Raw genomic sequence first — 22,553 nt, forward strand, 5'->3', positions numbered from 1 at the left:
ACATGAAAATAGGTTTTGATGGAAAAAGAGCGTTTCATAATTCAACAGGATTAGGAAATTACAGTAGAGATTTACTTAAAATTTTAGCTGCTTATTTTTCTGATAACGAATATTATGTTTACAATACAAAGCCTAAGAAAATTGATAGATTAAGCGGGTTTCAAAATCTTATTGAAAAACTACCTGAATCAGCTTTCTGGAAAAAGTTCTCTTCTATTTGGAGACAAGGTCCGATTCTTAAACAATTAAAAAAAGATCAAATTGAATTATATCATGGATTATCGGGAGAAATTCCAAGAGGAATTGAAAAGTCTGGTATTCCTTCTGTTGTTACAATTCATGATTTAATTTTTGTGCGTTATCCCGAACTATATTCTTTTTTTGATAGAAAAATTCACTTTAATAAGTTTAAATATGCTGCAGAAAAGGCAGATAAAGTAATCGCGATAAGTGAACAAACTAAAAATGATATTATCGAGTTTTTAGGCGTTGAAGCCTCTAAAATTGAAGTTATTTATCAAGGTTGTCATGCTGTTTTTAAGGAAGAAGTTTCAATTCAACATAAGTCTGAAGTAAAAAAGAGATTCAATCTTCCAGAAAACTTTATTTTGAATGTAGGAACGATTGAGGAAAGAAAGAATCTATTAAGTGTCGTAAAATCAATTAAAGATTTAGAAACTCACTTAGTTGTTATCGGAAGAAAAACAGGTTACTATCAAGTAGTTTCAAAATATATTGAAGATAATAATCTCAATAATAGAGTTCATTTTTTAGAAGGTGTTACTTTAAATGAACTGGCAACTATTTATCAAATGGCTAATATATTTGTGTATCCAAGTATTTTTGAAGGATTCGGGATTCCTATTATTGAAGCGTTGTATTCAAAAACACCTGTAATCACATCAAAAGGTGGAGTTTTTCCTGAGGCTGGTGGACCAAATTCTTGTTATGTAGATCCTAGTAATACAGAAGAGTTTTCCAAGGAGATTGAAAATATTCTAAATGATGAAAGTCTGCGCAATAATATGGTTGAGAAAGGTCATACATTTGTACAGAAATTTAATGATGATGTTATTGCTGATAATATCATGCAACTTTATAGATCGATTTTAAATGAGAGAAACTAAAACCATTTGTTTTTTTAACTCTACAAAAACTTGGGGAGGAGGAGAGAAGTGGCATTTTGAAATGGCTACTTTTTTACATTCTCGAGGTGTAAAGGTTTTGGTAATTGTCTCTCCGAATAGTGAATTAAGTAAAAAACTAAAGGAAAAAGGAGTTCCTACAGAGGAAATTAAAGTTTCTAATTTTAGTTATGTAAACTTTTCTAAAGTCAATAAAGTTGTTCAGTTTTATAAGAAGCATAACATCAATACTGTTGTTATGAATTCTTCCGAAGACATGAAATTAGGAGGTTTAGCTGCAAAAAAAGCAGGTGTAAAACGTATAATTTATAGAAGAGGAAGTGCAATTCCTATTAAAAATTCATTTGTAAATCGTTATTTCTTTCAAAATGTTTTAACAGAAGTTTTAGCTAATTCAGAAGCAACCAAAAAAACGATTAATGCTAAAAATTCAGATTTATTTCCTGAAGATAAAATTACAGTAATACCCAATGCTATAGATATAAAAAAGTTCGATGACTTAGAATCAAAGCGTTCATATGAGAGAGAAGATTCAGAAATTATATTAGGTAATTTAGGGAGAATGGTCTTTCAAAAGAATCAAGTTTTTTTAGTTGATGTAGCGAAGGAATTAAAAAAGAGAGAGGTTGCTTTTAAAATACTCATTGGTGGAAATGGAAAGCTTGAAAAGGAGTTAAAAGATAGAGTAACGCAGGAAAACTTGAGTAGTGAAATTAAGTTTTTAGGTTTTATCGACAATCCTAAAAGCTTTATGTGTAGTATCGATGTTTTCTTATTACCATCAAAATGGGAAGGTTTTGGATATGTTCTAGCAGAAGCAATGCTATGTGAAAAGCCTTGTATAGCTTTTGAAATTAGTAGTAATTCTCAAATTGTTGAAAATGAAACTAATGGTTTTTTAGTTGCGTTTGAAGACGTGAATGCTTTTTGTGATAAAATTGAATTGTTTTCGAACCACAGAGAAAAAATTCTAGAAATGGGGAAAAATGGCCGTAAGAAAATAGAAAAAGAGTTTAATAGTTCTTTAATTCAAAATAGAGTAAAATCGTACTTGCAATCTTAAGATTTAGCATTTTTATTTCTTTCTCTAAGTTTCAAATATTTTAGAACGCTATATTCAGCAATATAAGTACTCCAAACATAGCCCTCATAACCATTTAAAATATTTCCTCGGATAAAGTATTCTTTAAAAAAAGCTAAAGGATATTTAAAAATAAGGATGAATAGGTTTACTCTTTTCTTTCTCTTAAAATATTCTTCTGAAACTAAAGTTGCATACCTATTTTTCTTATAATTTATTTGTTCGACGGTACTGGCGGTGTAATGATAGAAGACATTTTTGAATCTTCCCTTTTTACCCTTGTACTCGACAGTTTCGTGGACCTTTTTATTGGAGAAATTAGCTAATTTTTTATTGAATAGTCTAAGGACAGGAGTATTTTTTAAATAACCATATTTAAAAACCTTTCCTAAATAAACATGTTTTCTGTTTAGGTAATACGCGTTAAAAGGAATGTTATTTTTTGAAAATTCAATTATAATCTCTTCTATTAATTCTTCTGTCAAAACTTCATCAGCATCAATAGATAAAATCCAATCAAAATTACATTTTTCAACTAGAAACCGCTTTTGTTCTCCATACCCGTTAAAGTCTTTAGAGTATATTTTAGCTCCAAACGATTTGCAGATGTCTACTGTTTTGTCAGTACTGTTAGAATCAACAACAACAATTTCATCACACCAAGTTAGTTTTTCTAGTGTACGTGCAATGTTACTTTCTTCATTAAAAGTAATTAAAGCAGCACTAATTGGATGTTTATGCATTGTCATCATTTTACAATGACAAACATAACGTAATTTCGGGAGTTTCATAAACTAGACTTTATGAATAGGGCAAATTAACTTTTAAATCATCAGTTTTAGATTTTGAAAGGAAAATTACATTAGATATGTGTAAATTTGCAAACGATTTTTTTGGATTAATTTTATTAAAAATGATTGAAGAAACACTGAAATACTTGGTAAACGGAAAAACTATTTTATATCCTACAGATACAGTTTGGGGTTTAGGTTGTGATGCAACTAATAGTGAAGCTGTTAAAGAGATTTACAAAATTAAAAACCGTGAAGAAAGTAAGAGTTTAATTGTTTTAGTGAGCTCATTAGAGATGCTTAAAAAGTACGTTACTGTTCCAGAAAAAGCTTTAGAAATATTAAAGAAAGCCCAGAAACCAACAACAATTATTTACAGTAATCCAACGGGAATAGCTTCAAATATTATTAGCAAAGAAGATAATACGTTAGCAATTCGTATAGTTCAAAATGATTTTTGCGAAGAGTTAATAGAAAAGTTTGGAAAACCAATTGTTTCAACCTCAGCAAACGTTAGTGGAAATCCTACGCCAAAGTCTTTTTCTGAAGTAGAACAAGCAATTTTGGAGAGCGTAGATTATATAGTAAATTTGCAGCAAGACAAAGTTTCAGAAAAGTCGTCGACCATATTAAAAATTGAAGGAGAAGAAATTATAGTGATCCGAGAATAGAGTTTATGTCAGAGAAGTATTACAAAGAAGCAATTTCGAATAAAATATTTGAATACATTACACAAGCCACGGAAGAATTACAACTAGAGAGTTATGTAATTGGTGGTTTTGTGCGTGATTTTATATTACAAAGAGGTAACGCAAAAGATATTGATGTAGTTACGGTAGGAAGTGGTATTGAGTTAGCTCAAAAAGTAGCAAGTTTATTGCCAAATACACCTAAAGTACAGGTTTTTAAAACCTACGGAACAGCAATGTTGCGTTATCAGGATATTGAAGTAGAATTTGTAGGTGCTCGAAAGGAATCTTATAATGAAGATAGTAGAAATCCTGAAGTTACTGCGGGAACTTTACAAGACGATCAAAATCGAAGAGACTTTACAATAAATGCATTAGCATTAAGTCTGAATAAAGAATCATTTGGGAAATTATTAGATCCTTTTGATGGCATTTCTGATTTGGACAACAAAATTATCAGAACACCTTTAGATCCAGATATTACCTATTCGGATGATCCTTTGCGCATGATGCGTGCCGTTCGTTTTGCCTCACAATTAAATTTTACTATTGAGAAAAGTTCATTGGATGCTATTACGAAAAATGTAAAGCGTATTGATATCATTACTAGAGAAAGAATTGTAGATGAGTTAAATAAAATTATTGCTTCTCCAATACCTTCGGTTGGTTTTTTGTTGCTTGAAAAAACAGGTTTATTAAAAAGAATTATTCCGGAACTGATTGCCTTAAAAGGAGTAGAGGAAGTAGAAGGACAAAAACATAAAGATAATTTTTACCACACTCTAGAAGTGGTTGATAATATTTCTGAAAATACAGACGATGTCTGGTTGCGTTGGGCAGCATTACTGCACGATATTGGAAAAGCACCAACAAAGAAGTTCAGTAAAAAAGTAGGATGGACGTTTCATTCTCATGAATTTGTGGGCTCTAAAATGGTTTTCAAGCTTTTTAAGCGATTAAAAATGCCTTTGAATAATAAGATGAAGTTTGTTCAGAAAATGGTTTTATTAAGTTCTAGACCAATTGTGTTAGCTTCTGAAGTAACAGATTCGGCAGTTCGAAGATTAATTTTTGACGCTGGAGATGATATTGATAGTTTAATGACCCTTTGTGAAGCTGATATTACGACTAAAAACCCAAAAAAGTTTAAGCGTTATCATAAAAACTTTGAAATTGTTCGAGAAAAAATCAAAGAGGTAGAAGAGCGCGATCGTATTCGTAATTTCCAACCACCAATTACTGGTGAGGAGATTATGAAAACTTTCAATTTAAAGCCATGTCGTGAAATCGGACAAATTAAAGAGGCAATTAAAGAAGCCATATTAGAAGGTGAAATACCAAACGAATATGAAGCTTCCTATGATTTTATGCTAAAAAAAGCTGAAAGTTTAGGCTTAGTAGTTAATCAATCTGATTAATTTATAAAAGTCTCCATTGGTTTCCTTCTGTATCATCAAAACCTAAAAAACCTTCGTTAATATCAAAATAAATATAGTTTACAGAAGGTAGAGGCCAATCTATATTATATGAGCCCGTATTTGTTAAGTCTATAGTTAAAACTTTATTATATAATTTATTATTTATAGTTAATAATCCGAAGTTCGTATAAGGTACCTCTATGTCTCGTCCTATGTTATTAAATGCACCATAATCAAGAGTTGCAGTTAGTTTTGATTCTTTCGATAGAGTTATCGGATTTCCATTTCTAGGATCGTAAAATTCAACTGGCCATTTTTTAATGTGAATTGCTAAAACACAATGAGTATGATTTTCATCAAATAAAGTAGATTGTAAAGAAAGTTGTTGCTTATCGTAATAGAAATATTTGGTTGAGCCAAATGGCATGTTAAATCTTTGATGTAACTGTCGACCATTTTCGCTTTTCACAACATCAAATGTAAGCTCATTATTGTTCTGATTGACAAATGTGAGTTGTTTGTTAAGCTCTGGAAGTTGCAGTAATTTTTCTTGATCTTCATTTTGAAATTGAAAATAAGGTAAGTCTAAGTTGTTGTTGATTTTGTCAGAACACGAAAATAGCAAGTTTATACATATTGAAAAGAGAACTATTTTTTTCATAGAGTATCGTTTTAAATTATGCCATAAAACTACTGCTACGCTATGGTACAATGTCCGAGATTATAGTTATTGGATTATTCCGGACAAGTTTTAACGATTTTTAAGTATTAAGAAACAACTCATCAATCTTCTTAGAACAGTTTTCCCACGAATAGGCTAAAGCAGTTTCTCTAATGTTTGTTTTTAGTTCATCAGCTTTTTTAATCAAAGGAATTACATCTTCATGTGTGGCATCTAAATCAAATAAAAAGCCATTCTTTCCATGTTCTATAACATCAGGGCAAAATCCAGTTTTTGAGGCTACAGGAACGCAATTTGAGAGCATAGCTTCTAAAACAGGAACAGGTCCCCCTTCTAATAAAGAAGGAGAAACAAAGGTGTCAATCTTCGCGTATAAATCTGGAAATTCAGAATAATCCCGATTGTTGTGATAGGTAAAATTATCTAGTTTTTCTAGCTCATGGAATTTATCGAAATTTTCCCAGTTTTTACCGAAAATATGAAAATCTTTCTCCGGCATATTTTTGATAATTTGATAAACTAATTCTGGATTTTTACGCTCTCCAAAATTTGAACAAAAACCAACATCTCCAGCATTTCGTTCATGAGAAAAGAAAAACTCAGGATCAGAAGCAATATGAATGACTTCTAGTTTTTCAGGTTTAATTCCAATTCCGATTAAATCTTGTTTTACTTGAGAGTTTAAACAAATTACTTTGTCAGCTAAATTCAAACACCAGGCAATATGTGTTTTAGAGTATGAAGTTGTGTAATGCGCATGTGTAAACATTACAATGTTTTTTTTCCTCAAAATTTGAGGGTTGTGTCGCATAGCTCTACAGAAGTAATGTGGATAAATAAAGTAATATCCGTCAGCATCTGGTAAATTTCTGAGTTTTGCATGAAAGTAAGGAGAAGCATTTAATCCTGAATGCTGTGAAAGTCTGCGAACTTTTGTTCCGAAAATCCAATTTTTATCAGCTTCTCTAGCCACGTACACTAATTTATCAATAGTTGTTTTCTTTTCAACTTTAATAAATTTAGATTTTAAAATGGCTAATAAATATTTCCACTTATAAATTATGTTGAATATAAAATATTCTTTCATGATTAAGAATCAATATTTTGCATGGTAACTAACTTGAAATATTCTCCTTTCTTGGATAGTAATTCATCATGTTTTCCTTGCTCAACAATCTTTCCTTTGTGTAAAACTACAATATTATCAGCATTCTGAATGGTAGATAAACGGTGTGCAATTACTATAGAAGTTCTGTTTTGCATCATGTTTTCTAAAGCGGATTGCACCAGTTTTTCTGATTCAGTATCTAGGGCAGAAGTAGCTTCGTCTAAAATCATGATTGGAGGATTCTTTAATACAGCTCTCGCAATAGATAGACGTTGTTTCTGACCACCAGATAATTTATTTCCACTATCTCCAATATTCGTTTCAAATTGTTCTGGTTGATCTTTTATAAATTCATAGGCATTAGCAATTTCAGAAGCTTTTAAAATTTCTTCATCAGTTGCATTTTGATCACCAATTTTGATATTTTCTTTAATAGAATCGTTAAATAAAATAGAGTCTTGAGTAACAATACCCATTAAATTTAAAAGTGATTTTTTAGTTAGGTTTTTAATGTTTTCTCCATCAATTAAAATCTCACCTTTGGTAACATCGTAAAAACGTGTAATCAGGTTAGCAAGTGTAGATTTCCCACTTCCTGATTGACCAACTAAAGCGACGGATTTTCCCTTGGGAATTTTTAAAGAAAAATCTTCTAAAACATAATCATCTTGATATTTAAACCAAACATTTTTAAACTCTATATCATGATCAAAGGTTAATTTACTCTTTGCATTTGGAGCATCTTTTAACTCATCATCTGTTTCTAAAATTTGCAGAATACGTTCAGCTGCTGCATTTCCTTTTTTAATAGTATAGCTTGCTTTAGAGATTGACTTTGCAGGAGTGATAATATTATATGCTAATCCTAAAAAACCAATCAAAGTACCACCAGCAATCGTTTTATCAATTAAAACTATTTGACCACCAAACCAAATTAAAATACAAAATACAGTTACACCCAAGATTTCACTTACTGGATTAGCCAATTGGGTTTTAATCATGACTTTATTCATTAGTTTTTCAAATCTACTTGTAGATTTTTGAAACTTTTCATTAAAAATATGCTCCGCATTAAAAGCTTTAATTACTTTAAGTCCTCCTAATGTTTCATCAAGAATTGATAGAAAAACACCTTGCTCTTTTTGAACCTTATCTGAAGTCTTTTTTATGTTTTTACCTATTACGTTAATAATAAATCCAGCTATAGGAATAAAAATAAAAATAAAGATTGTTAGTTTCACACTAAATAATAGCATAATTCCTATTGAAATAAATATCATCAGTGGATCTCTAAATATAAGCTCCAGAATTGAAAGAAAAGAGTAATGTACTTCAATAACATCGTTACCGATACGAGCCATTGTATCTCCTTTTCTTTTTTCGGAATAATATGATATAGGGAGAGAAATTGTTTTGTTGTAAAGATCGTTACGTAAGTCTTTTAAAACACCATTTTTTAAAAAAGTGATAAAGTAAAATGCAAGGTAACTGAATAGATTTTTGAGTATAGTAGTTATAACTATTAATGCAATAACTAATAATAACGCTTTGTATGCATTTTCTTGAACTAATTGATCAGTATAATATTCTAAGCTTTGGTTTACATAACTATTTAAACTACTAAACCCCTCATAAACAGGTTTTGTTATTCTTTCTGATTTATCATCTCTAAACAATACATTTATTAAAGGCATTAAAACGATAAAAGATAATGCAGAAAAAAATGCATAGAAAATGTTAAAAAAGATGTTTAAAAAAGCGAATCTCTTGTAGGGATTCGCATATTTTAAAATTTTCTTGAAGTATTCCATTAAACTCCTAGTTGTTTTTGTATTCTTGAAATTCGTTCATCTAAAAGCTTTTCAACTTTATCAGTGTTCTCAATCTTATCTAAATCATCTTGAACACTAACGTAGAACTTAATTTTAGGTTCTGTTCCACTTGGTCTACAAGCTACTTTTGTTCCTTTTTCTGTTTCGTAAATTAATACGTTTGATTTTGGAATATCAATAGCAGATTCTTCTCCGGTAATAATATTTTTACGAACAGAAGTTTTATAATCATTTACAAACGTTACTTTTTCTCCATCAATTTCGGCAAGTGGATTGTTTCTTAAATCAATCATCATTTGCTTGATTTCAGCAGCTCCGTCCATTCCTTTTTTTACTAAGGAAACTAAATGCTCTTTGTAAAAACGATTATTCACATAAATATGAAGTAATTCTTTGTAAAAAGAACTTCCATTACTTTTAGCATCTGCAGCAATTTCACAAGCAAGTAGAGTAGAGGTAACGGCGTCTTTATCACGAACAAAATCACCTACCATAAACCCAAAACTTTCTTCACCGCCTCCGATAAAGTCTAATTCAGGATGATCTTTAATCATTTTTGCAATCCATTTAAAACCAGTTAATCCAACTTTGGTTTCAACACCATAATTGGCAGCAATATCATTTACTAAATTAGTTGATACAATAGTAGAACCTACAAACTGGTTTCCATTTAATTTACCTTGTTCTTTCCATTGTTTTATTAAGAAATCAGTCATAACACTCATGGTTTGATTTCCGTTTAACAATTTAATATTACTATTTAAATCTCTAACTGCAATACCTAATCTATCACTGTCAGGATCTGTTCCAATAACAATATCTGCATTCATTTTCTCAGCATATTCCATTGCCATAGCTAATGCAGCTGGCTCTTCTGGGTTAGGAGAATCAACTGTAGGGAAATCACCATTTGGTTCAGCTTGTTCTTCAACAACATGAACATTTGTGTATCCTGCTCTTTTTAAAACTTCTGGAATCAATTTAATAGAAGTACCATGTAAAGAAGTAAAAACAATTTTTAAATCTTCTCTTCCCTTCACATTAAAAGTACCGTTTTTAATAGATGCATTCCAAAAAGCTTCATCTAATTCACTACCAATGTAAGAGATTAAACTTTCATTTTTATCAAAATTAATATCTTTGTAATCTAGAGAATTAACTTCAGAAATGATAGCTTGATCTTGTGGCGGTACGATTTGTCCTCCATCCGTCCAGTAAACTTTATAACCATTATATTCTGGTGGATTGTGAGAAGCGGTTAATACTATCCCTGCTTGACAATTAAGATGATTAACTGTAAATGATAATTCTGGAGTTGGTCGTAAATCTTCAAAGACAAATGATTTTATCTTATTTGCAGATAAAATTTCTGCAACCAACGTAGCAAATTTTTTACTGTTATGTCTGCAGTCATAAGCAATAGCGACCTTTATATCTTGATTTGGGTAACTTCTGTGCAAATAGTTACTTAGCCCTTGTGTGGCTTTACCAAGTGTATATTTATTAATTCGATTTGTACCAGCACCCATGATACCTCGCATACCACCAGTTCCAAATTCAGCATCTTTATAAAAACGATCAGCTAAATCATCAGAATTTGAAGAGATTAATTCTTTTATTTCGTTCTGAGTCTCTTTGTCAAAAGTAGTAGACAACCAAAGTTTTGCTTTGTTTAGAATTTCTTCCATTATAAATATTATTGGTAGTTGTTATATATTTTGTTCTTCTTTAATTTTATAGTGTTTTTGTTGGGAATTACTTTTTATAATCAACTCTCCTAAAAAGCCCGCTAAAAAAAGTAAAGTACCTATTATCATTGCTGTTAAAGCTATGTAAAACCAAGGATTTTGAGTAACTAAAATAGTAGGAATATTATTAAAAAGTCTATAAAGTTTAATAATTCCTACATAAAAAGCCATTGTGGTTCCTGAGATAAACATTAAAGTTCCCAACAAACCAAAAAAATGCATTGGTCTTTTACCAAATTTAGACAAAAAAGAAATAGTAATTAAATCTAAAAAACCATTTACGAATCTATCGATACCAAATTTTGTAACACCATATTTTCTAGCTTGATGTTGTACTATTTTTTCACCAATCTTTGTAAATCCTTCATTTTTAGCTAAAACTGGAATATATCGGTGCATTTCACCACTAACTTTTACGGCTTTGACAACCTCATTTTTATAAGCTTTTAATCCACAGTTAAAGTCATTAAGGTCTAGTCCAGATGTTTTTCTAGCTGCCCAGTTAAATAGTTTAGAAGGAATGTTTTTAGTTAAAACATTGTCATAGCGTTTCTTTTTCCAGCCAGAGATAAGATCATAATCTTCCTTGATAATTAAATCATATAATTCTGGGATTTCCTCTGGATTATCCTGTAGGTCAGCATCCATAGTAATTACTACATTTCCAGTAGCAATATTAAAACCGGCGTCTAAGGCTTGAGATTTTCCATAATTTCTTTGGAAACGTATTCCTTTAACTTGATTGTGGTTTTGAGATATTCTTTTGATGATTTCCCATGAACTATCCGTGCTTCCATCATCAATAAAAATAACTTCATATAAAAACTGATTGGATTGCATAACTTTTGCAATCCAATCATATAATTCTTGTAAAGATTCTTCTTCGTTTAAAAGTGGTATTACTACCGATATATCCATACTAAATACTAATGCAGATTATTGAGCAGTAAAGTTACAATATTATTGTTGTTAAAAGGTATCTTCTTCCTTTTTTTGCATGATAGCACCAGTAATTGCAGAAATAATGAATCCAAAGAATGCAGATACTACGATTGCAATTGGCACTGTAATGAATGGACTTTGGAATTTCTTCGTCATTGCCTCAGCAGATTCTATTTGTTCATCACTTAAACCACCATCAAGCCATGCCTGTTTTTGAATCTCCATTAGTTGGTCTTGGTAAGTAGGTTCAATAACATTGGTAAAAATTAATGTGTAAATTGTAGAAATTAATGCACTTACTACAGCAATTCCAACACCAACTTTTAAAGCTTGTCCAAATGAAAGAAATCCTCCATTGTCGAATTTAAATTTTCTTATTCCTAATACAATTAGAGCTATCATAGGAATTAATCCTATTAAGCCCACCATTTGTAAATTCTCAAAAAGGCTCCCAGAAGCATAAAATAAAAGGTGAATAAATACTCCTGCGACACCTAAATAAAGTCCATAATTTAGAATTATGTTTTTACTGTTTGCTTGATTTTCCATTTGTTATTGATTTGATTAGTTAAATTATTAAAAAAATATGTGAAACATCTTGTTAGTATTCAATGTTTTAAAAATGTTACAAAAAAATCATGTAAATTTATTGTTTATGATTAAAAAAATGATTGTAAATTTGCATGGGCAAGTCCTACACAACCAGCTCCCTTTGAATCCCCCAGGGCGGGAACGCAGCAAGGGTATTAGGTCGTAGCGGTGTGATGTAGATAGCTTGCCTTTTTTTATTTCATCTATATATCTCTTCTCGGATGAAATTTCTTAACCACATCTTGTAAGTAATTATTATCTAAATGAACGTATATTTCCGTTGTGGTGATACTTTCATGTCCTAAAAGTTGTTGAATTGCTCTTAAATCCACTCCTTCCTTTAATAAATAGGTTGCAAAAGAATGCCTAAGTGTGTGAGGACTTACATTTTTATTAATTTTAGTTAAGGTGCATAAATCTTTCAACACGATAAAAATCATTTGTCGGGTAAGTCGTTTACCACGTCTATTCAAAAATACAATATCTGAATCCTCTTTTTTAGGAGTAATATGGTTTCTAAAATTAGAGATATATGAAGAGATCAGTTTCATCGTGTAATTATGAATAGGTACAAATCGAACTTTGTCTCCTTTTCCGGTAACTTTTATAAAACCTTCTTCAAAAAATAAATCAGATACTTTTAAATTTATTAATTCGCTTACACGAAGACCACATCCATATATAGTTTCAATGATAGCTTTATTTCTTTCTCCTTGTGGATGACTTAAATCTATTGCTTTGATTAGGGTTGTTATTTCTTCATTAGATAATACGTCAGGTAATTTTCTTCCTATTTTAGGCGACTGTATTAAGTCTAAAGGATTGTCCTCACGATAACCTTCAAAAACCAAATAATCGAAAAAACTTCTGAGTCCAGAAATTATTCTAGCTTGAGTCCGCGGACTGATTATTTTTGATACTTCATGGATAAATTGCTGAATTTTTTGTTTATCGATGCTATTAGGCGAGCTATCAATTTGATAATCATCTAAGAAACGAACGAGTTTTAAAATGTCTCTCGAATAGTTATCTATTGAATTTTCAGATAAGGCTCTTTCTATTTTTAGATAGTTCTTATAATCAGTAATCTTAGCTTGCCAACCCATTGAAATTTGTAAAAAAAACTTTGATATTTGAAAAATAAACTTACATTTGCTAAGCAAACTTATAATTATAAAATTAAAAATTATGAAAAAATTTCTTTTAACAATTGCTATGGTAGCTTTCGGATTTGCTGCTAACGCACAAGATGATTCAGGACAAACTTCAAAAGGTAAATTTGTAATTGAAGCAAATACTGGTTCAGCTACTACAGGTAATACTGCTTTCTCATTCGCTTCTTCTGATGGTGTTACTGCATTTTCATTAGGTTTAGATGGAGGATACTTCTTCATGGATGATTTTGCTGTTAAAGCAGGTTTAGGTTATTCAGATATCAATGATGCAAGTGTTTTCACTTACAAAATCGGAGCTGAGTACTATTTAGATGGACAGTTTCCAGTAGGAGTTGATTTTACAGGAAGTTCATTTGATGGAGGAAGTCAAAACTGGGTTGGTTTACAAGCTGGTTATGCTTATTTCTTAGGTGAAAACGTAAGTATTAAGCCTGCATTAAGATATAACATTGGTTTAGACGAAGGTCAAGAAGGTTTATTCCAAGGTTTAATCGGATTTGCTTTATATTTCTAAGCAGAATTCTTAATAATATTAAAGGAGAACAGTTTTCTAAACTGTTCTTTTTTTTTGAATAAAAAAATAAAATTATATTTGAACAAATTAAAATAAAAATTATGAATAAATTTCTTTTGACAATTACCATGGTGGCTTTTGGTTTTGCTGCTAACGCTCAGAAAAATGTGATTAAAGCAAATCCAATTGGGTTAGCTTTTGGTATTGCTGAATTATCTTATGAAAGAGCAATTTCTGATAATGGATCTTTCGAAATAGGATTAGCTTATGCAGGTACTGACGTTTCTACAGGAAGTGAAACTATTAGTGCAAGTGCTTTTGGGGGAGAGGGTAAATATAAATTCTATTTTTCTTCGGAAAAAGATGCTCCTCGTGGATGGTATGCAGCTCCATTTGTAAGTTATTCTACGTCTTCAGTGGAGGATTCTTCAGGTAATGATGTAGGTTTTAATGCTTTTGCTGGTGGAGCATTAGCTGGATACCAATGGGTATTTGGTGGAGGAGATTCTGGATTTGCTCTAGATTTAAACTTTGGAGCACAATATGTGTCTGTATCAGCTACTGAAGGGACTTCTGTTAATATTGATGGATTTTTACCAAGAATAGGAGTATCATTAGGATATGCTTGGTAAGCTCCAAGAAAATAATTTAAGTTAGCTTTAAATGGGCTAGTTTTTAAATATTTAATTAAACCTTTGAAGATTATTCAAAGGTTTTTTTGTTTATATAATTTATATTAGCGCTTTAAAATTTTTATAATGAGAAAAATATTCACACTTTGTTTGTTCGTTTGTATGTTTAATAATCTTGCGTTTTCTCAAGAAAATGAGTTTAATGTAGGCGTTAATGGAGGAATAACAATAGGAAATATAGAAGGAGTAGCAAGTGCTGCTTTTGGTTTAGATGCAAATTATCTTTTTGATATCTTCGAAGGTGTGAAGTTCGGTCCATCTCTTAATTTAATTTATTTCGCAACACAGGAGGAAAATGGTGTTAAGCCAGATGCTTTTATGTATTTGCCTATTGGAGGTTCTGTTAAATTTTATAGTGATGGAGATGATTTTTATGTTGCTTTAGATGCTGGATATGCCATTGGAATTTCTCCAGAGGGAGATAACGGCGGGATTTTTTTAAAGCCTATGGTGGGTTATAATATTAACCAGAATTTTAATGTTAATTTATTTTACTCTGGAGTAAAGAAAAGTGGACCAACATATGGTTACGCAGGAATTGGTTTGGTCTTCAATGTTTTTGGAGGGAATAGTTATTATAGCTTATAGTAGAGTTTTATGAAACTTATTATTATAAATGGGCCAAATCTTAATCTATTAGGTAAAAGAGAGCCCGAAATATATGGGGATAAGACTTTTCTTCAATATTTTAAAGAGTTACAAGCTAGATTTTCTGATTTAGAGCTTGATTATTTCCAGTCAAATATAGAAGGAGAAATTATAGATAAACTGCACGAAGTTGGTTTTAGCTATGATGGAATCATTTTGAATGCGGCTGCTTATACGCATACTTCTGTTGGTATTGGAGATGCAGTGCGGGGGATTGAAACTCCTGTAGTTGAAGTTCATATTTCTAATGTTCACTCTAGAGAGGATTTTAGACACGTAAGTTATATTGCGGGGAATGCAAAAGGTGTTATTACTGGTTTTGGATTGGATAGCTATGTTTTAGCAATTCAGAGCTTTTTAAAATAATTCAATAACAAACTCTACTTGTTCTACTTTTTAATTGAAGTTATTTTATAAAGGAACAAATACCTACCGAATAACAAGATTAATATTGGTATTACAGGATACGTAAACTTCTGAATTCCTGTAATATGAATAATAGGTATTACTGTTAATAATAGTAAAACCATCAAAATGTATTTAGAAAACCAGTTTGGTAGTTTTCCTTTAATTACATAAAAAGCAACTACAATATTAGGAGTAAATGACCAAAGAATATTAAAGTTATTAGGTGCAGTAGAGTGATTAGTAAAAAACCATAAAAAGACAATTAATACTCCAATTATTCCAGTGGTAAAAAATAGTAAAAAGTCTAAAATTTTTGTGCGCCTTTTTTGCTTGAAGTCAAAATAGGTAATTAAAAGGATAACTAATGAAAATATAGAAAAAACTAAAAGAGGACTTGGGAAATCTGCATTCGCTTCTTTTGGTTCAAAATCTAGAAGAATATTAGTCTTTTTTATCAGTTTTTCATTTCCTTTTGAACTTCTAATTATTGATTTAGCGTAAGACTCCATTAGAAATTCCGGTAAATACATATACTCTTCGGGAGTTGCTATTTTATCAAGCTTGCTACCCAATGCTAAATTAATACCAAAACTGCCCCATGAATTTTGATGAATTTTTTCATTCATTAATGTTCTTAAGGATTTGGGAGCTGTTACAAATTCTTCGTTTATAATTAATTTCTCTTTTAATATGTTTTTTACGATGTCTCTGGGTCTAGTCGCGCAATTGTCAAAAAAAGGATCATAGAAATAACTTGCATTTTCAGGAAGTGCATTTTTTTGTAAAAAATGAAAAAACTCTGTTCTTTCTTGTTGAGTTAAATTTAAAACCTGTTGTTTAACCCATCTTTTGTCTTCCTTAGCAGATTTTAACGCATAATAAAAATCATACCTAGCCAATTTATACTTCATGTAACCTCTAACGAAGTTGGTGTAAAACTTAGGGTCATTAAAATCAAAGATTCCGTAATTGTAAATTAAATCGAAATTTAAAACAGGATCTTTTACTCTTATAGCAGTGTGACCAAATTTTTCATGTAAATCATCTCCTGGTCCTGAAGTAATAATACTTATTTCGGAATATATCGATAGTTGAACATTTTGAGAAAAACTAAATTGAGATACTAGAAGTAATAAAAAGAAGTATTTTTTTAGCATAATTATCTATAAAAACTATAATCAAACTTAATAGAGAAAATATTTGAAAATAAAGCGTTTCCTACACTTCCTATATTCGTTAAAGCATAATCTATTTGAATTCCTCTATACTTAAAACCTAAACCGAAATTCGGTTGAACAGATAAAGATTCACTATTGTCAAATTCTCTTACATTTTGAAAATTACCAGCACCAACTCTCAAATAAACCAAATCATCATAATCTAGTTGAAAACCAAAAGCAGGATCGATACTGACAAAAGATGTGGAGATAATATCATTGGTTTCTGCAAATCGCATATTTAAATCAACTTCTGTAAGTAAATGAAAATATCGTCCAATATTAAAACTTCTAGCCATTCCAATCTGAAGCTTTGGTTTTGTTATCTCTGTAGTTTCAGGTAATTCTTGATTTTGACCGGGAATAGCATTTTGTATTTTTTGAAACTCTTCTTCGTTAATAGCCCAAGTATTGAATGTTGTTGTAATATCTCTAGCCATAATACCAAACTTCCAGTTGTTATTTTGAAATTGGACACCTAAATCAAAACCAAAACCCCAAGATGTGGCAAAATCTCCAATAATTCTTCGAATAATTTTTGCGTTTCCACCAATAGTAAATCCATCTAAAGGCATTTTACGAGCATAACTCAAATTAAAAGCATAATCGGCGGCAGAGAATAGATTTATTCTATTAAAATCAATATTTCCTTGGCTGTCAATTAATTCCGTTGTGTTTAAAATATCATCAACACCAAATCTAATAATAGATAAACCTACAGAACTTTCTTTATTAATAGGCATTGCAAATCCTGCAAAATTATATGTTGCTATACCAGAAAAGTAAGACGCATGCATTAAAGAACCTTGATAATCTTCCAAACCAACTAATCCAGCAGGATTCCAGTATGTAGAATTTACATCATTTGAGGTAGCAACAACAGCTTTACTCATACCCAATGCAGCTGCATCAACACCGATGTTTAAAAATTCATTAGAATAGTTTCTAAACTGACCGAAGGATAGGGTAGTAGTAAGTAATAAAAAATATAGTATTTTGATTTTCAAATCCTCTATTTATAAAAAAGCAAATATCTTAATTCCTTGTGAAATAACAGATAATTTAACTACTTATTGTACTAAGAATATGTATTTAACTGATTTTGAATAAAACTTACAATTTGATTTTCAATCCAAAAAACTTCATCATTAAAAGTACTTACAAATCCAACATGTCCTCCGTATTTTGGAGTCATCAAATAAAAATTATCTGAGCTTTCCGCAATTTCATATGGATAACAATCTATTGATAGAAATGAATCATCTTTAGCATTAATAAGCAATGTTTTATGATTTATTTGGGATAAATAAGGTTTGCTACTTGCTTTTGCCCAATAGTCTTCAGGTCCGTCAAAACCGAAAACAGGAGCTGTGTAAATTTCTTCAAAATCTCTAAAAGTTGATGCTTTAGCTATTAGTTTTTTATCAGGATTATAGTCGGTGAATTTTTCAGCTTTTAAAATTACTTTAGATTTTAAAGTTCTAAGAAATTCTTTCATATATATTTTATTCTTCAGTTTACTCAATTCAGCTTGAGCACTGGTTAAATCAATTGGCACAGATACTGCTATTCCCCCTTTTATGTTTGAAGGTATCGATTGGTTGAATTCTCCTAAATATTTGAGAATTAGATTTCCACCAAGACTGAAACCACATAACACGATATTATTGTAGTTGTAATTTTCAATTAAATAGTTTACAATAAATTCAACGTCATCAGTTTTACCTGCATGATAAGTTTTTAGAATATTATTATCAGAACCGCTACAACTTCTTAAATTCATAGCAATTACATCATATCCTTGATCTTGTAAATAGTTTGCGGTTGAGCATATATAACTTGATTCAGAGCTCCCTTCTAAACCATGAATTAATAAAACAGCAGAAAATGAATTAGAACTTAAAAAGTCTAAATCGATAAAATCATTATCCCAAGTGATAATTCTCTTTCTTTCATATGCTGGTTTTTCCTTATTAGCAAAAAACTTATAAAGCGTGTTAACATGTGGGTTTCTAAAAGGAAACTTAGTAGTTAGTTGACTTTTTAGTATTGGCATTTTAAATCTTATTGGTTGAATTAATTGTTAAAAAAAATCTATTTCATATTTTAGTCAAAAATCTATCAAAAACATGAATATTAAAAAGCACATTCCAAATATAATCACTTTAGGTAATTTACTTTGTGGTACCATTGCGACAATTTACGCGGTTAGAGGTGATTTTTACACTACAGCAATTTTAGTTGGAGTTGGAATACTCTTTGATTTCTTTGACGGTTTTGCAGCAAGATTGTTACAAGTTCAAAGTGAATTTGGTAAAGAATTAGATAGTTTGGCAGATATGGTCACTAGTGGAGTGGTACCAGGAATTGTTATGGTTCAGTATATGTTAAATAGTTCTCACTACAATGAACTTGGAATTTCTTCTTGGGATGCAGCTTTAGATATGGGGTTGAATATAGATAATTGGTTTTCTTATGAATCTTTAGGCTTATTATTGACTCTTTTTGCAGGTTACCGATTGGCAAAGTTTAATATTGATAAAAGACAATCGGATAGTTTTATCGGTTTACCAACACCGGCAATGAATTTGTTTGTTCTTTCGTTACCACTAATTTCAGAATATACATCAAATCCAACGATTCAAGATGTCATTCATAACAAGTATGTTTTAATTGTTGTTACTGTATTATTGAGTGTGTTAATGGTTTCAGAAATAAAGTTGTTTTCTTTAAAATTTAAGAATTATTCATTTAAAGAAAACAGTATAAAATATACTTTCTTATTATTGTCAATACTGTTGTTAGTTTTATTGAAGTTTGTAGCGATACCGCTAATAATTCTTTTGTACGTAGCGATGTCGTTACTTAAAAATATGAAAAAAGTTCACGGTTAGTTGAACTTTTTTTTCTTTAATTCGAAGTCTTTACCTAAGTAAACTTTTCTTACAGTTTCATCAGCAGCCAATTCTTCTGGAGTTCCTTCTTTTAGAATGCTACCATTGTACATTAAATAAGTTCTGTCAGTAATAGCAAGAGTTTCTTGTACATTATGATCCGTAATTAGAATACCAATATTTTTATTTTTAAGATGTGCTACAATGCTTTGAATGTCTTCAACAGCAATTGGATCTACTCCAGCGAAAGGTTCATCCAATAATATGAATTTTGGATCTGAAGCTAAACAACGAGCAATTTCAGTTCTTCGACGTTCTCCTCCAGAAAGTAAATCTCCTCTGTTTGTGCGAACATGTCCTAAGCTAAATTCTTCAATTAATTCTTCAAGACGTTGTTTTCTTTCTTCTTTAGTTCTGTTTGTAAATTCTAAAACAGAAAGGATATTATCTTCTACAGATAGCTTCCTGAAAACCGAAGCTTCCTGAGCTAAATATCCAATTCCTTTTTGAGCACGTCTATACATTGGATCTTCGGTAATTTCATCATTGTCTAAGAAAATTTGACCAAAGTTAGGTTTTACCATACCAACAATCATGTAAAAAGAAGTGGTTTTACCAGCACCGTTAGGTCCTAATAGTCCAATAATTTCTCCTTGCTCTACTTCTAAAGAAATTCCTTTAACGACTTTACGACTACCGTATATTTTTTGGATGTTATCGGCTCTTAATTTCATGATTGTTGGATATATATTTAAATTTTTTGCTAAAAGTGCTTAAAATTTACGAATCGGGTTCTTAAAAAGATATTAAACTTCTTCTTCTAGTGCTTCCCAAAATTCTACCGCTCTTCTTAAATGCGGAATAACAATTGTTCCTCCTACTAATGTAGCAATAGACATTGTTTCCATCATTTCAGCCTTAGTAACTCCGTTTTTATAAGCCGTTTCTAAATGATAAGCGATACAATCGTCGCAACGTAAAACTGCTGATGCTACTAAACCTAATAATTCTTTTGTTTTTACAGATAAGTGACCTTCAGCATAAGCATTCGTGTCTAGATTAAATATTCTTTTGATTACTTTATTATCTGAAGATAAAATTTTCTCGTTCATCTTAGAACGATAATCATTGAACTCTTGGACTTTTTTCGACATTTTTTTGTTGTTCTTTTTTAATTACAAATCTTGAAATGTAAATACTTATTTCGTATAAAATCATAATTGGCACAGCCACAATTACTTGGCTAGCAATATCCGGAGGTGTTATTATAGCAGCTAATACCAAAACTACCACCAATGCGTGCTTTCTATATCGTTTTAAAAATTCAGGAGTTATTAATCCTATTTTTGATAAAAAGAAAATTAAAATAGGTAACTCAAAAAATACGGCGACACCTATTAAGGTATTTGTTACTAAACCAATATATGCGTCTAACTTAAAATTGTTTACAACGGCATCTCCAATAGAAAAATTATAAAAGAAATACACTGACATTGGAATAATGACGTAGTAACTGAATAAAATCCCTAAGAAAAACAGGAAAGAAGCCCAAAAAATAAATCCTCTCGATTTTTTACGTTCTTTTTCCAGTAATCCAGGTGAGATAAATCGCCAAATCTCCCATAAAACGTAAGGAAAAGCTAAAATAAACCCTAAAATTAAAGAAGACCAAATGGCAGTCATTAATTGTTGAGTAGGATTCAATGCTTGAAGGGTTTGTTTAAATTGAATATCACAAAAGCTACTGTCAATTCCAATAGAAGAGAAAACATTACAAAAGAATTTATAAGTAGCAAAATCTGGTTTTAAATGAGCTAACAAAACTGTATCAAAAACAGTTTTTATATAGACGAATACCAAAATTGCAATTATAAAAATCGCTGAGAAACTTCTAATAACGTGCCATCTTAATTCTTCAAGATGTTCTAAAAAAGACATTTCTTTTTCTGCCATGACTAAAAAATACCTTCTTTAATTAAATCATGTAAATGCACTACACCAACATATTCGTTATTTTCGTTAGTAACCAATATCTGAGTAATACTATTATTTTCTAAAGCATCAAGAGCATCAATTGCCATAGCATCAATATCAATGGTTTTAGGATTTGAACTCATGATATCTACTGCTGTCAAGCTCTCAATTGCGGTTGTTTTGTTCAACATTCTACGGATATCACCATCAGTTATAATTCCAGAGATTTGATTATTTTCATCAACAACTGCCGTAACACCTAATCTTTTTTCTGAAATCTCTACAATTACTTTTGTAATTTTATCTGAGGCTAACACTTTTGGTAATTGATTGTTTTTTACCAAATCAGAAACTCTTAAATATAATCTTTTTCCTAAAGCTCCACCCGGATGATATTTAGCAAAATCTCTATTGGTAAAACCTCTTAAATCTAGCAAACAAACAGCTAAAGCATCACCTAAAACTAATTGTGCTGTAGTACTATTTGTTGGAGCCAAATTATTTGGGTCTGCTTCTTTCTCTACGTATGAATTCAATACAAAATCTGCATTTTTCCCTAAAAAAGAATCAGGATTACCTGTAATAGCGATTATTTTATTTTTTGCATTTCTAATTAACGGCACCAAAACTTTAATCTCAGGAGTGTTTCCACTTTTAGAAATACAAATTACTACATCATCTTCTTGAATATTACCTAAGTCCCCATGAATAGCGTCTGCTGCGTGCATAAAAACTGCCGGAGTACCAGTAGAATTTAATGTGGCTACTATTTTGTTAGCAATATTCGCGCTTTTACCAATTCCGGTAATAATTACTCTACCGTTGGAATTTAATATGAAGTTAACTGCTTTTGCAAATGAATTGTCCAAAAAATTAGTTAAATTAGCTATACTATTACTTTGAAGAACAATGGTTTCTTTTGCTCTGGCTATTATTAAGTCTGAATTTTTCAAGTAAACAAGGTTTAATTTGAAGATGTAAAAATAGGAATAATTTAGCTACTA

The 22,553-nt window shown here is 30.6% G+C and carries 24 protein-coding genes and 1 other RNA gene; 10 read left to right on the plus strand and 15 right to left on the minus strand.

All coding sequences use genetic code 11. The features are described from left to right. The first annotated feature begins 2 nt into the window (after window positions 1-2). Both ACOSP6_RS02170 and ACOSP6_RS02175 read left to right on the plus strand, forming a co-directional pair. Complete coding sequence (locus ACOSP6_RS02170) at window positions 3-1,127, plus strand: glycosyltransferase family 4 protein (protein ID WP_422093100.1); 1,125 nt, start codon at window positions 3-5, stop codon at window positions 1,125-1,127. Beyond that, window positions 1,114-2,208 (plus strand): glycosyltransferase, encoded by a 1,095-nt coding sequence (locus ACOSP6_RS02175; RefSeq protein ID WP_422093101.1) that lies wholly within the window; start codon window positions 1,114-1,116, stop codon window positions 2,206-2,208. The genes ACOSP6_RS02170 and ACOSP6_RS02175 overlap by 14 nt, the downstream gene beginning before the upstream one ends. Here ACOSP6_RS02175 and ACOSP6_RS02180 read toward each other — a convergent pair. Then, the gene (locus ACOSP6_RS02180; RefSeq protein WP_422093102.1) at window positions 2,205-3,017 is read right to left on the minus strand and encodes a glycosyltransferase family 2 protein; all 813 of its coding nucleotides are present in this window, start codon (window positions 3,015-3,017) and stop codon (window positions 2,205-2,207) included. The two genes, ACOSP6_RS02175 and ACOSP6_RS02180, sit on opposite strands and share 4 nt — an antisense overlap. Before the next feature lie 77 nt (window positions 3,018-3,094). Between ACOSP6_RS02180 and ACOSP6_RS02185 the strand changes: the two genes are divergently transcribed. Together ACOSP6_RS02185 and ACOSP6_RS02190 are read left to right on the plus strand one after the other, a co-directional pair. Then, the gene (locus ACOSP6_RS02185; RefSeq protein ID WP_422093103.1) at window positions 3,095-3,688 is read left to right on the plus strand and encodes an L-threonylcarbamoyladenylate synthase; all 594 of its coding nucleotides are present in this window, start codon (window positions 3,095-3,097) and stop codon (window positions 3,686-3,688) included. Between the two features lie 5 nt (window positions 3,689-3,693). Then, window positions 3,694-5,124: a CCA tRNA nucleotidyltransferase gene (locus ACOSP6_RS02190; RefSeq protein WP_422093104.1), complete on the plus strand. Its 1,431-nt coding sequence runs from the start codon at window positions 3,694-3,696 to the stop codon at window positions 5,122-5,124. Between the two features lies 1 nt (window position 5,125). Here ACOSP6_RS02190 and ACOSP6_RS02195 read toward each other — a convergent pair whose 3' ends face one another. The 6 genes from ACOSP6_RS02195 to ACOSP6_RS02220 all read right to left on the minus strand — a co-directional run bounded on the left by ACOSP6_RS02195 (window position 5,126) and on the right by ACOSP6_RS02220 (window position 11,985). Continuing rightward, window positions 5,126-5,785: a hypothetical protein gene (locus ACOSP6_RS02195; protein ID WP_422093105.1), complete on the minus strand. Its 660-nt coding sequence runs from the start codon at window positions 5,783-5,785 to the stop codon at window positions 5,126-5,128. A gap of 100 nt (window positions 5,786-5,885) precedes the next feature. Next, the gene (locus ACOSP6_RS02200) at window positions 5,886-6,893 is read right to left on the minus strand and encodes a glycosyltransferase family 4 protein (protein WP_422093106.1); all 1,008 of its coding nucleotides are present in this window, start codon (window positions 6,891-6,893) and stop codon (window positions 5,886-5,888) included. 2 nt (window positions 6,894-6,895) lie between these two features. Continuing rightward, the gene (locus ACOSP6_RS02205) at window positions 6,896-8,725 is read right to left on the minus strand and encodes an ABC transporter ATP-binding protein (RefSeq protein ID WP_422093107.1); all 1,830 of its coding nucleotides are present in this window, start codon (window positions 8,723-8,725) and stop codon (window positions 6,896-6,898) included. Then, the gene (locus ACOSP6_RS02210) at window positions 8,725-10,434 is read right to left on the minus strand and encodes a phospho-sugar mutase (RefSeq protein ID WP_422093108.1); all 1,710 of its coding nucleotides are present in this window, start codon (window positions 10,432-10,434) and stop codon (window positions 8,725-8,727) included. The genes ACOSP6_RS02205 and ACOSP6_RS02210 overlap by 1 nt, the downstream gene beginning before the upstream one ends. A 21-nt stretch (window positions 10,435-10,455) precedes the next feature. Further along, complete coding sequence (locus ACOSP6_RS02215) at window positions 10,456-11,412, minus strand: glycosyltransferase family 2 protein (RefSeq protein ID WP_422093109.1); 957 nt, start codon at window positions 11,410-11,412, stop codon at window positions 10,456-10,458. 51 nt (window positions 11,413-11,463) lie between these two features. Continuing rightward, a complete protein-coding gene (locus ACOSP6_RS02220; RefSeq protein ID WP_422093110.1) occupies window positions 11,464-11,985 on the minus strand; it encodes a DUF4199 domain-containing protein in 522 nt (173 codons plus the stop codon). 136 nt (window positions 11,986-12,121) lie between these two features. On the opposite strand from ACOSP6_RS02220, the gene ffs reads away from it, so the two are divergent. Then, an RNA gene (ffs, locus tag ACOSP6_RS02225) (signal recognition particle sRNA small type) lies at window positions 12,122-12,220 on the plus strand. Window positions 12,221-12,230: 10 nt separating this feature from the next. Here the strand turns inward: ffs and xerA are convergent. Next, complete coding sequence (gene xerA / locus ACOSP6_RS02230) at window positions 12,231-13,133, minus strand: site-specific tyrosine recombinase/integron integrase (protein WP_422093111.1); 903 nt, start codon at window positions 13,131-13,133, stop codon at window positions 12,231-12,233. Between the two features lie 82 nt (window positions 13,134-13,215). Here xerA and ACOSP6_RS02235 point away from each other — a divergent pair, with 82 nt between their 5' ends. The 4 genes from ACOSP6_RS02235 to aroQ all read left to right on the plus strand — a co-directional run bounded on the left by ACOSP6_RS02235 (window position 13,216) and on the right by aroQ (window position 15,422). After that, complete coding sequence (locus tag ACOSP6_RS02235) at window positions 13,216-13,716, plus strand: hypothetical protein (RefSeq protein WP_422093112.1); 501 nt, start codon at window positions 13,216-13,218, stop codon at window positions 13,714-13,716. A 101-nt stretch (window positions 13,717-13,817) separates the two neighbouring features. Beyond that, a complete protein-coding gene (locus ACOSP6_RS02240) occupies window positions 13,818-14,348 on the plus strand; it encodes a DUF3575 domain-containing protein (RefSeq protein WP_422093113.1) in 531 nt (176 codons plus the stop codon). A 126-nt stretch (window positions 14,349-14,474) separates the two neighbouring features. Next, window positions 14,475-14,996, plus strand: coding sequence for a hypothetical protein (locus tag ACOSP6_RS02245; RefSeq protein WP_422093114.1), 522 nt, complete (start codon window positions 14,475-14,477; stop codon window positions 14,994-14,996). Between the two features lie 9 nt (window positions 14,997-15,005). After that, window positions 15,006-15,422 (plus strand): type II 3-dehydroquinate dehydratase, encoded by a 417-nt coding sequence (gene aroQ, locus ACOSP6_RS02250; protein WP_422093115.1) that lies wholly within the window; start codon window positions 15,006-15,008, stop codon window positions 15,420-15,422. 23 nt (window positions 15,423-15,445) lie between these two features. Here aroQ and ACOSP6_RS02255 read toward each other — a convergent pair whose 3' ends face one another. The 3 genes from ACOSP6_RS02255 to ACOSP6_RS02265 form a co-directional block, all read right to left on the minus strand. After that, a complete protein-coding gene (locus ACOSP6_RS02255; protein ID WP_422093116.1) occupies window positions 15,446-16,621 on the minus strand; it encodes a DUF4105 domain-containing protein in 1,176 nt (391 codons plus the stop codon). 2 nt (window positions 16,622-16,623) lie between these two features. Continuing rightward, a complete protein-coding gene (locus ACOSP6_RS02260) occupies window positions 16,624-17,688 on the minus strand; it encodes a PorV/PorQ family protein (protein WP_422093117.1) in 1,065 nt (354 codons plus the stop codon). 71 nt (window positions 17,689-17,759) lie between these two features. Next, on the minus strand, window positions 17,760-18,737 hold the full coding sequence (locus tag ACOSP6_RS02265; RefSeq protein ID WP_422093118.1) for a YheT family hydrolase: 978 nt from the start codon (window positions 18,735-18,737) through the stop codon (window positions 17,760-17,762). Window positions 18,738-18,810: 73 nt separating this feature from the next. Between ACOSP6_RS02265 and ACOSP6_RS02270 the strand changes: the two genes are divergently transcribed. Next, window positions 18,811-19,575, plus strand: coding sequence for a CDP-alcohol phosphatidyltransferase family protein (locus ACOSP6_RS02270; protein WP_422093119.1), 765 nt, complete (start codon window positions 18,811-18,813; stop codon window positions 19,573-19,575). On the opposite strand, the gene lptB is transcribed toward ACOSP6_RS02270, so the two are convergent. From lptB to ACOSP6_RS02290, 4 genes are all read right to left on the minus strand, one after another. Then, window positions 19,572-20,309 (minus strand): LPS export ABC transporter ATP-binding protein, encoded by a 738-nt coding sequence (gene lptB, locus ACOSP6_RS02275; RefSeq protein ID WP_422093120.1) that lies wholly within the window; start codon window positions 20,307-20,309, stop codon window positions 19,572-19,574. The genes ACOSP6_RS02270 and lptB overlap by 4 nt on opposite strands. Before the next feature lie 72 nt (window positions 20,310-20,381). Further along, complete coding sequence (locus ACOSP6_RS02280; RefSeq protein WP_422093121.1) at window positions 20,382-20,729, minus strand: carboxymuconolactone decarboxylase family protein; 348 nt, start codon at window positions 20,727-20,729, stop codon at window positions 20,382-20,384. Then, window positions 20,701-21,528 carry a twin-arginine translocase subunit TatC gene (gene tatC, locus ACOSP6_RS02285; RefSeq protein WP_422093122.1) on the minus strand — a complete coding sequence of 276 codons (828 nt, stop codon included), beginning with the start codon at window positions 21,526-21,528 and terminating at the stop codon, window positions 20,701-20,703. The genes ACOSP6_RS02280 and tatC overlap by 29 nt, the downstream gene beginning before the upstream one ends. Window positions 21,529-21,530: 2 nt before the next feature. Then, entirely contained in the window at window positions 21,531-22,502 is a 972-nt protein-coding gene (locus ACOSP6_RS02290; RefSeq protein ID WP_422093123.1) for a KpsF/GutQ family sugar-phosphate isomerase, read from the minus strand. Window positions 22,503-22,553 lie beyond the last annotated feature (51 nt).

Source organism: Tenacibaculum sp. MEBiC06402, assembly GCF_049239625.1.
In the GTDB taxonomy this organism is placed as follows: domain Bacteria; phylum Bacteroidota; class Bacteroidia; order Flavobacteriales; family Flavobacteriaceae; genus Polaribacter.

Bases quoted from the DNA above. Each gene is read 5' to 3' on its own strand.
- ACOSP6_RS02185 (WP_422093103.1), top strand. From the start codon at position 3,095: ATGTGTAAATTTGCAAACGATTTTTTTGGATTAATTTTATTAAAAATG.
- ACOSP6_RS02175 (WP_422093101.1), top strand. From the start codon at position 1,114: ATGAGAGAAACTAAAACCATTTGTTTTTTTAACTCTACAAAAACTTGG.
- ACOSP6_RS02220 (WP_422093110.1), bottom strand. From the start codon at position 11,985: ATGGAAAATCAAGCAAACAGTAAAAACATAATTCTAAATTATGGACTT.
- ACOSP6_RS02205 (WP_422093107.1), bottom strand. From the start codon at position 8,725: ATGGAATACTTCAAGAAAATTTTAAAATATGCGAATCCCTACAAGAGA.
- ACOSP6_RS02195 (WP_422093105.1), bottom strand. From the start codon at position 5,785: ATGAAAAAAATAGTTCTCTTTTCAATATGTATAAACTTGCTATTTTCG.
- ACOSP6_RS02210 (WP_422093108.1), bottom strand. From the start codon at position 10,434: ATGGAAGAAATTCTAAACAAAGCAAAACTTTGGTTGTCTACTACTTTT.
- ACOSP6_RS02180 (WP_422093102.1), bottom strand. From the start codon at position 3,017: ATGAAACTCCCGAAATTACGTTATGTTTGTCATTGTAAAATGATGACA.
- ACOSP6_RS02190 (WP_422093104.1), top strand. From the start codon at position 3,694: ATGTCAGAGAAGTATTACAAAGAAGCAATTTCGAATAAAATATTTGAA.
- ACOSP6_RS02170 (WP_422093100.1), top strand. From the start codon at position 3: ATGAAAATAGGTTTTGATGGAAAAAGAGCGTTTCATAATTCAACAGGA.
- ACOSP6_RS02215 (WP_422093109.1), bottom strand. From the start codon at position 11,412: ATGGATATATCGGTAGTAATACCACTTTTAAACGAAGAAGAATCTTTA.
- xerA (WP_422093111.1), bottom strand. From the start codon at position 13,133: ATGGGTTGGCAAGCTAAGATTACTGATTATAAGAACTATCTAAAAATA.
- ACOSP6_RS02235 (WP_422093112.1), top strand. From the start codon at position 13,216: ATGAAAAAATTTCTTTTAACAATTGCTATGGTAGCTTTCGGATTTGCT.
- ACOSP6_RS02280 (WP_422093121.1), bottom strand. From the start codon at position 20,729: ATGTCGAAAAAAGTCCAAGAGTTCAATGATTATCGTTCTAAGATGAAC.
- ACOSP6_RS02200 (WP_422093106.1), bottom strand. From the start codon at position 6,893: ATGAAAGAATATTTTATATTCAACATAATTTATAAGTGGAAATATTTA.
- ACOSP6_RS02255 (WP_422093116.1), bottom strand. From the start codon at position 16,621: ATGCTAAAAAAATACTTCTTTTTATTACTTCTAGTATCTCAATTTAGT.
- ACOSP6_RS02265 (WP_422093118.1), bottom strand. From the start codon at position 18,737: ATGCCAATACTAAAAAGTCAACTAACTACTAAGTTTCCTTTTAGAAAC.
- ACOSP6_RS02240 (WP_422093113.1), top strand. From the start codon at position 13,818: ATGAATAAATTTCTTTTGACAATTACCATGGTGGCTTTTGGTTTTGCT.
- tatC (WP_422093122.1), bottom strand. From the start codon at position 21,528: ATGGCAGAAAAAGAAATGTCTTTTTTAGAACATCTTGAAGAATTAAGA.
- lptB (WP_422093120.1), bottom strand. From the start codon at position 20,309: ATGAAATTAAGAGCCGATAACATCCAAAAAATATACGGTAGTCGTAAA.
- aroQ (WP_422093115.1), top strand. From the start codon at position 15,006: ATGAAACTTATTATTATAAATGGGCCAAATCTTAATCTATTAGGTAAA.
- ACOSP6_RS02245 (WP_422093114.1), top strand. From the start codon at position 14,475: ATGAGAAAAATATTCACACTTTGTTTGTTCGTTTGTATGTTTAATAAT.
- ACOSP6_RS02270 (WP_422093119.1), top strand. From the start codon at position 18,811: ATGAATATTAAAAAGCACATTCCAAATATAATCACTTTAGGTAATTTA.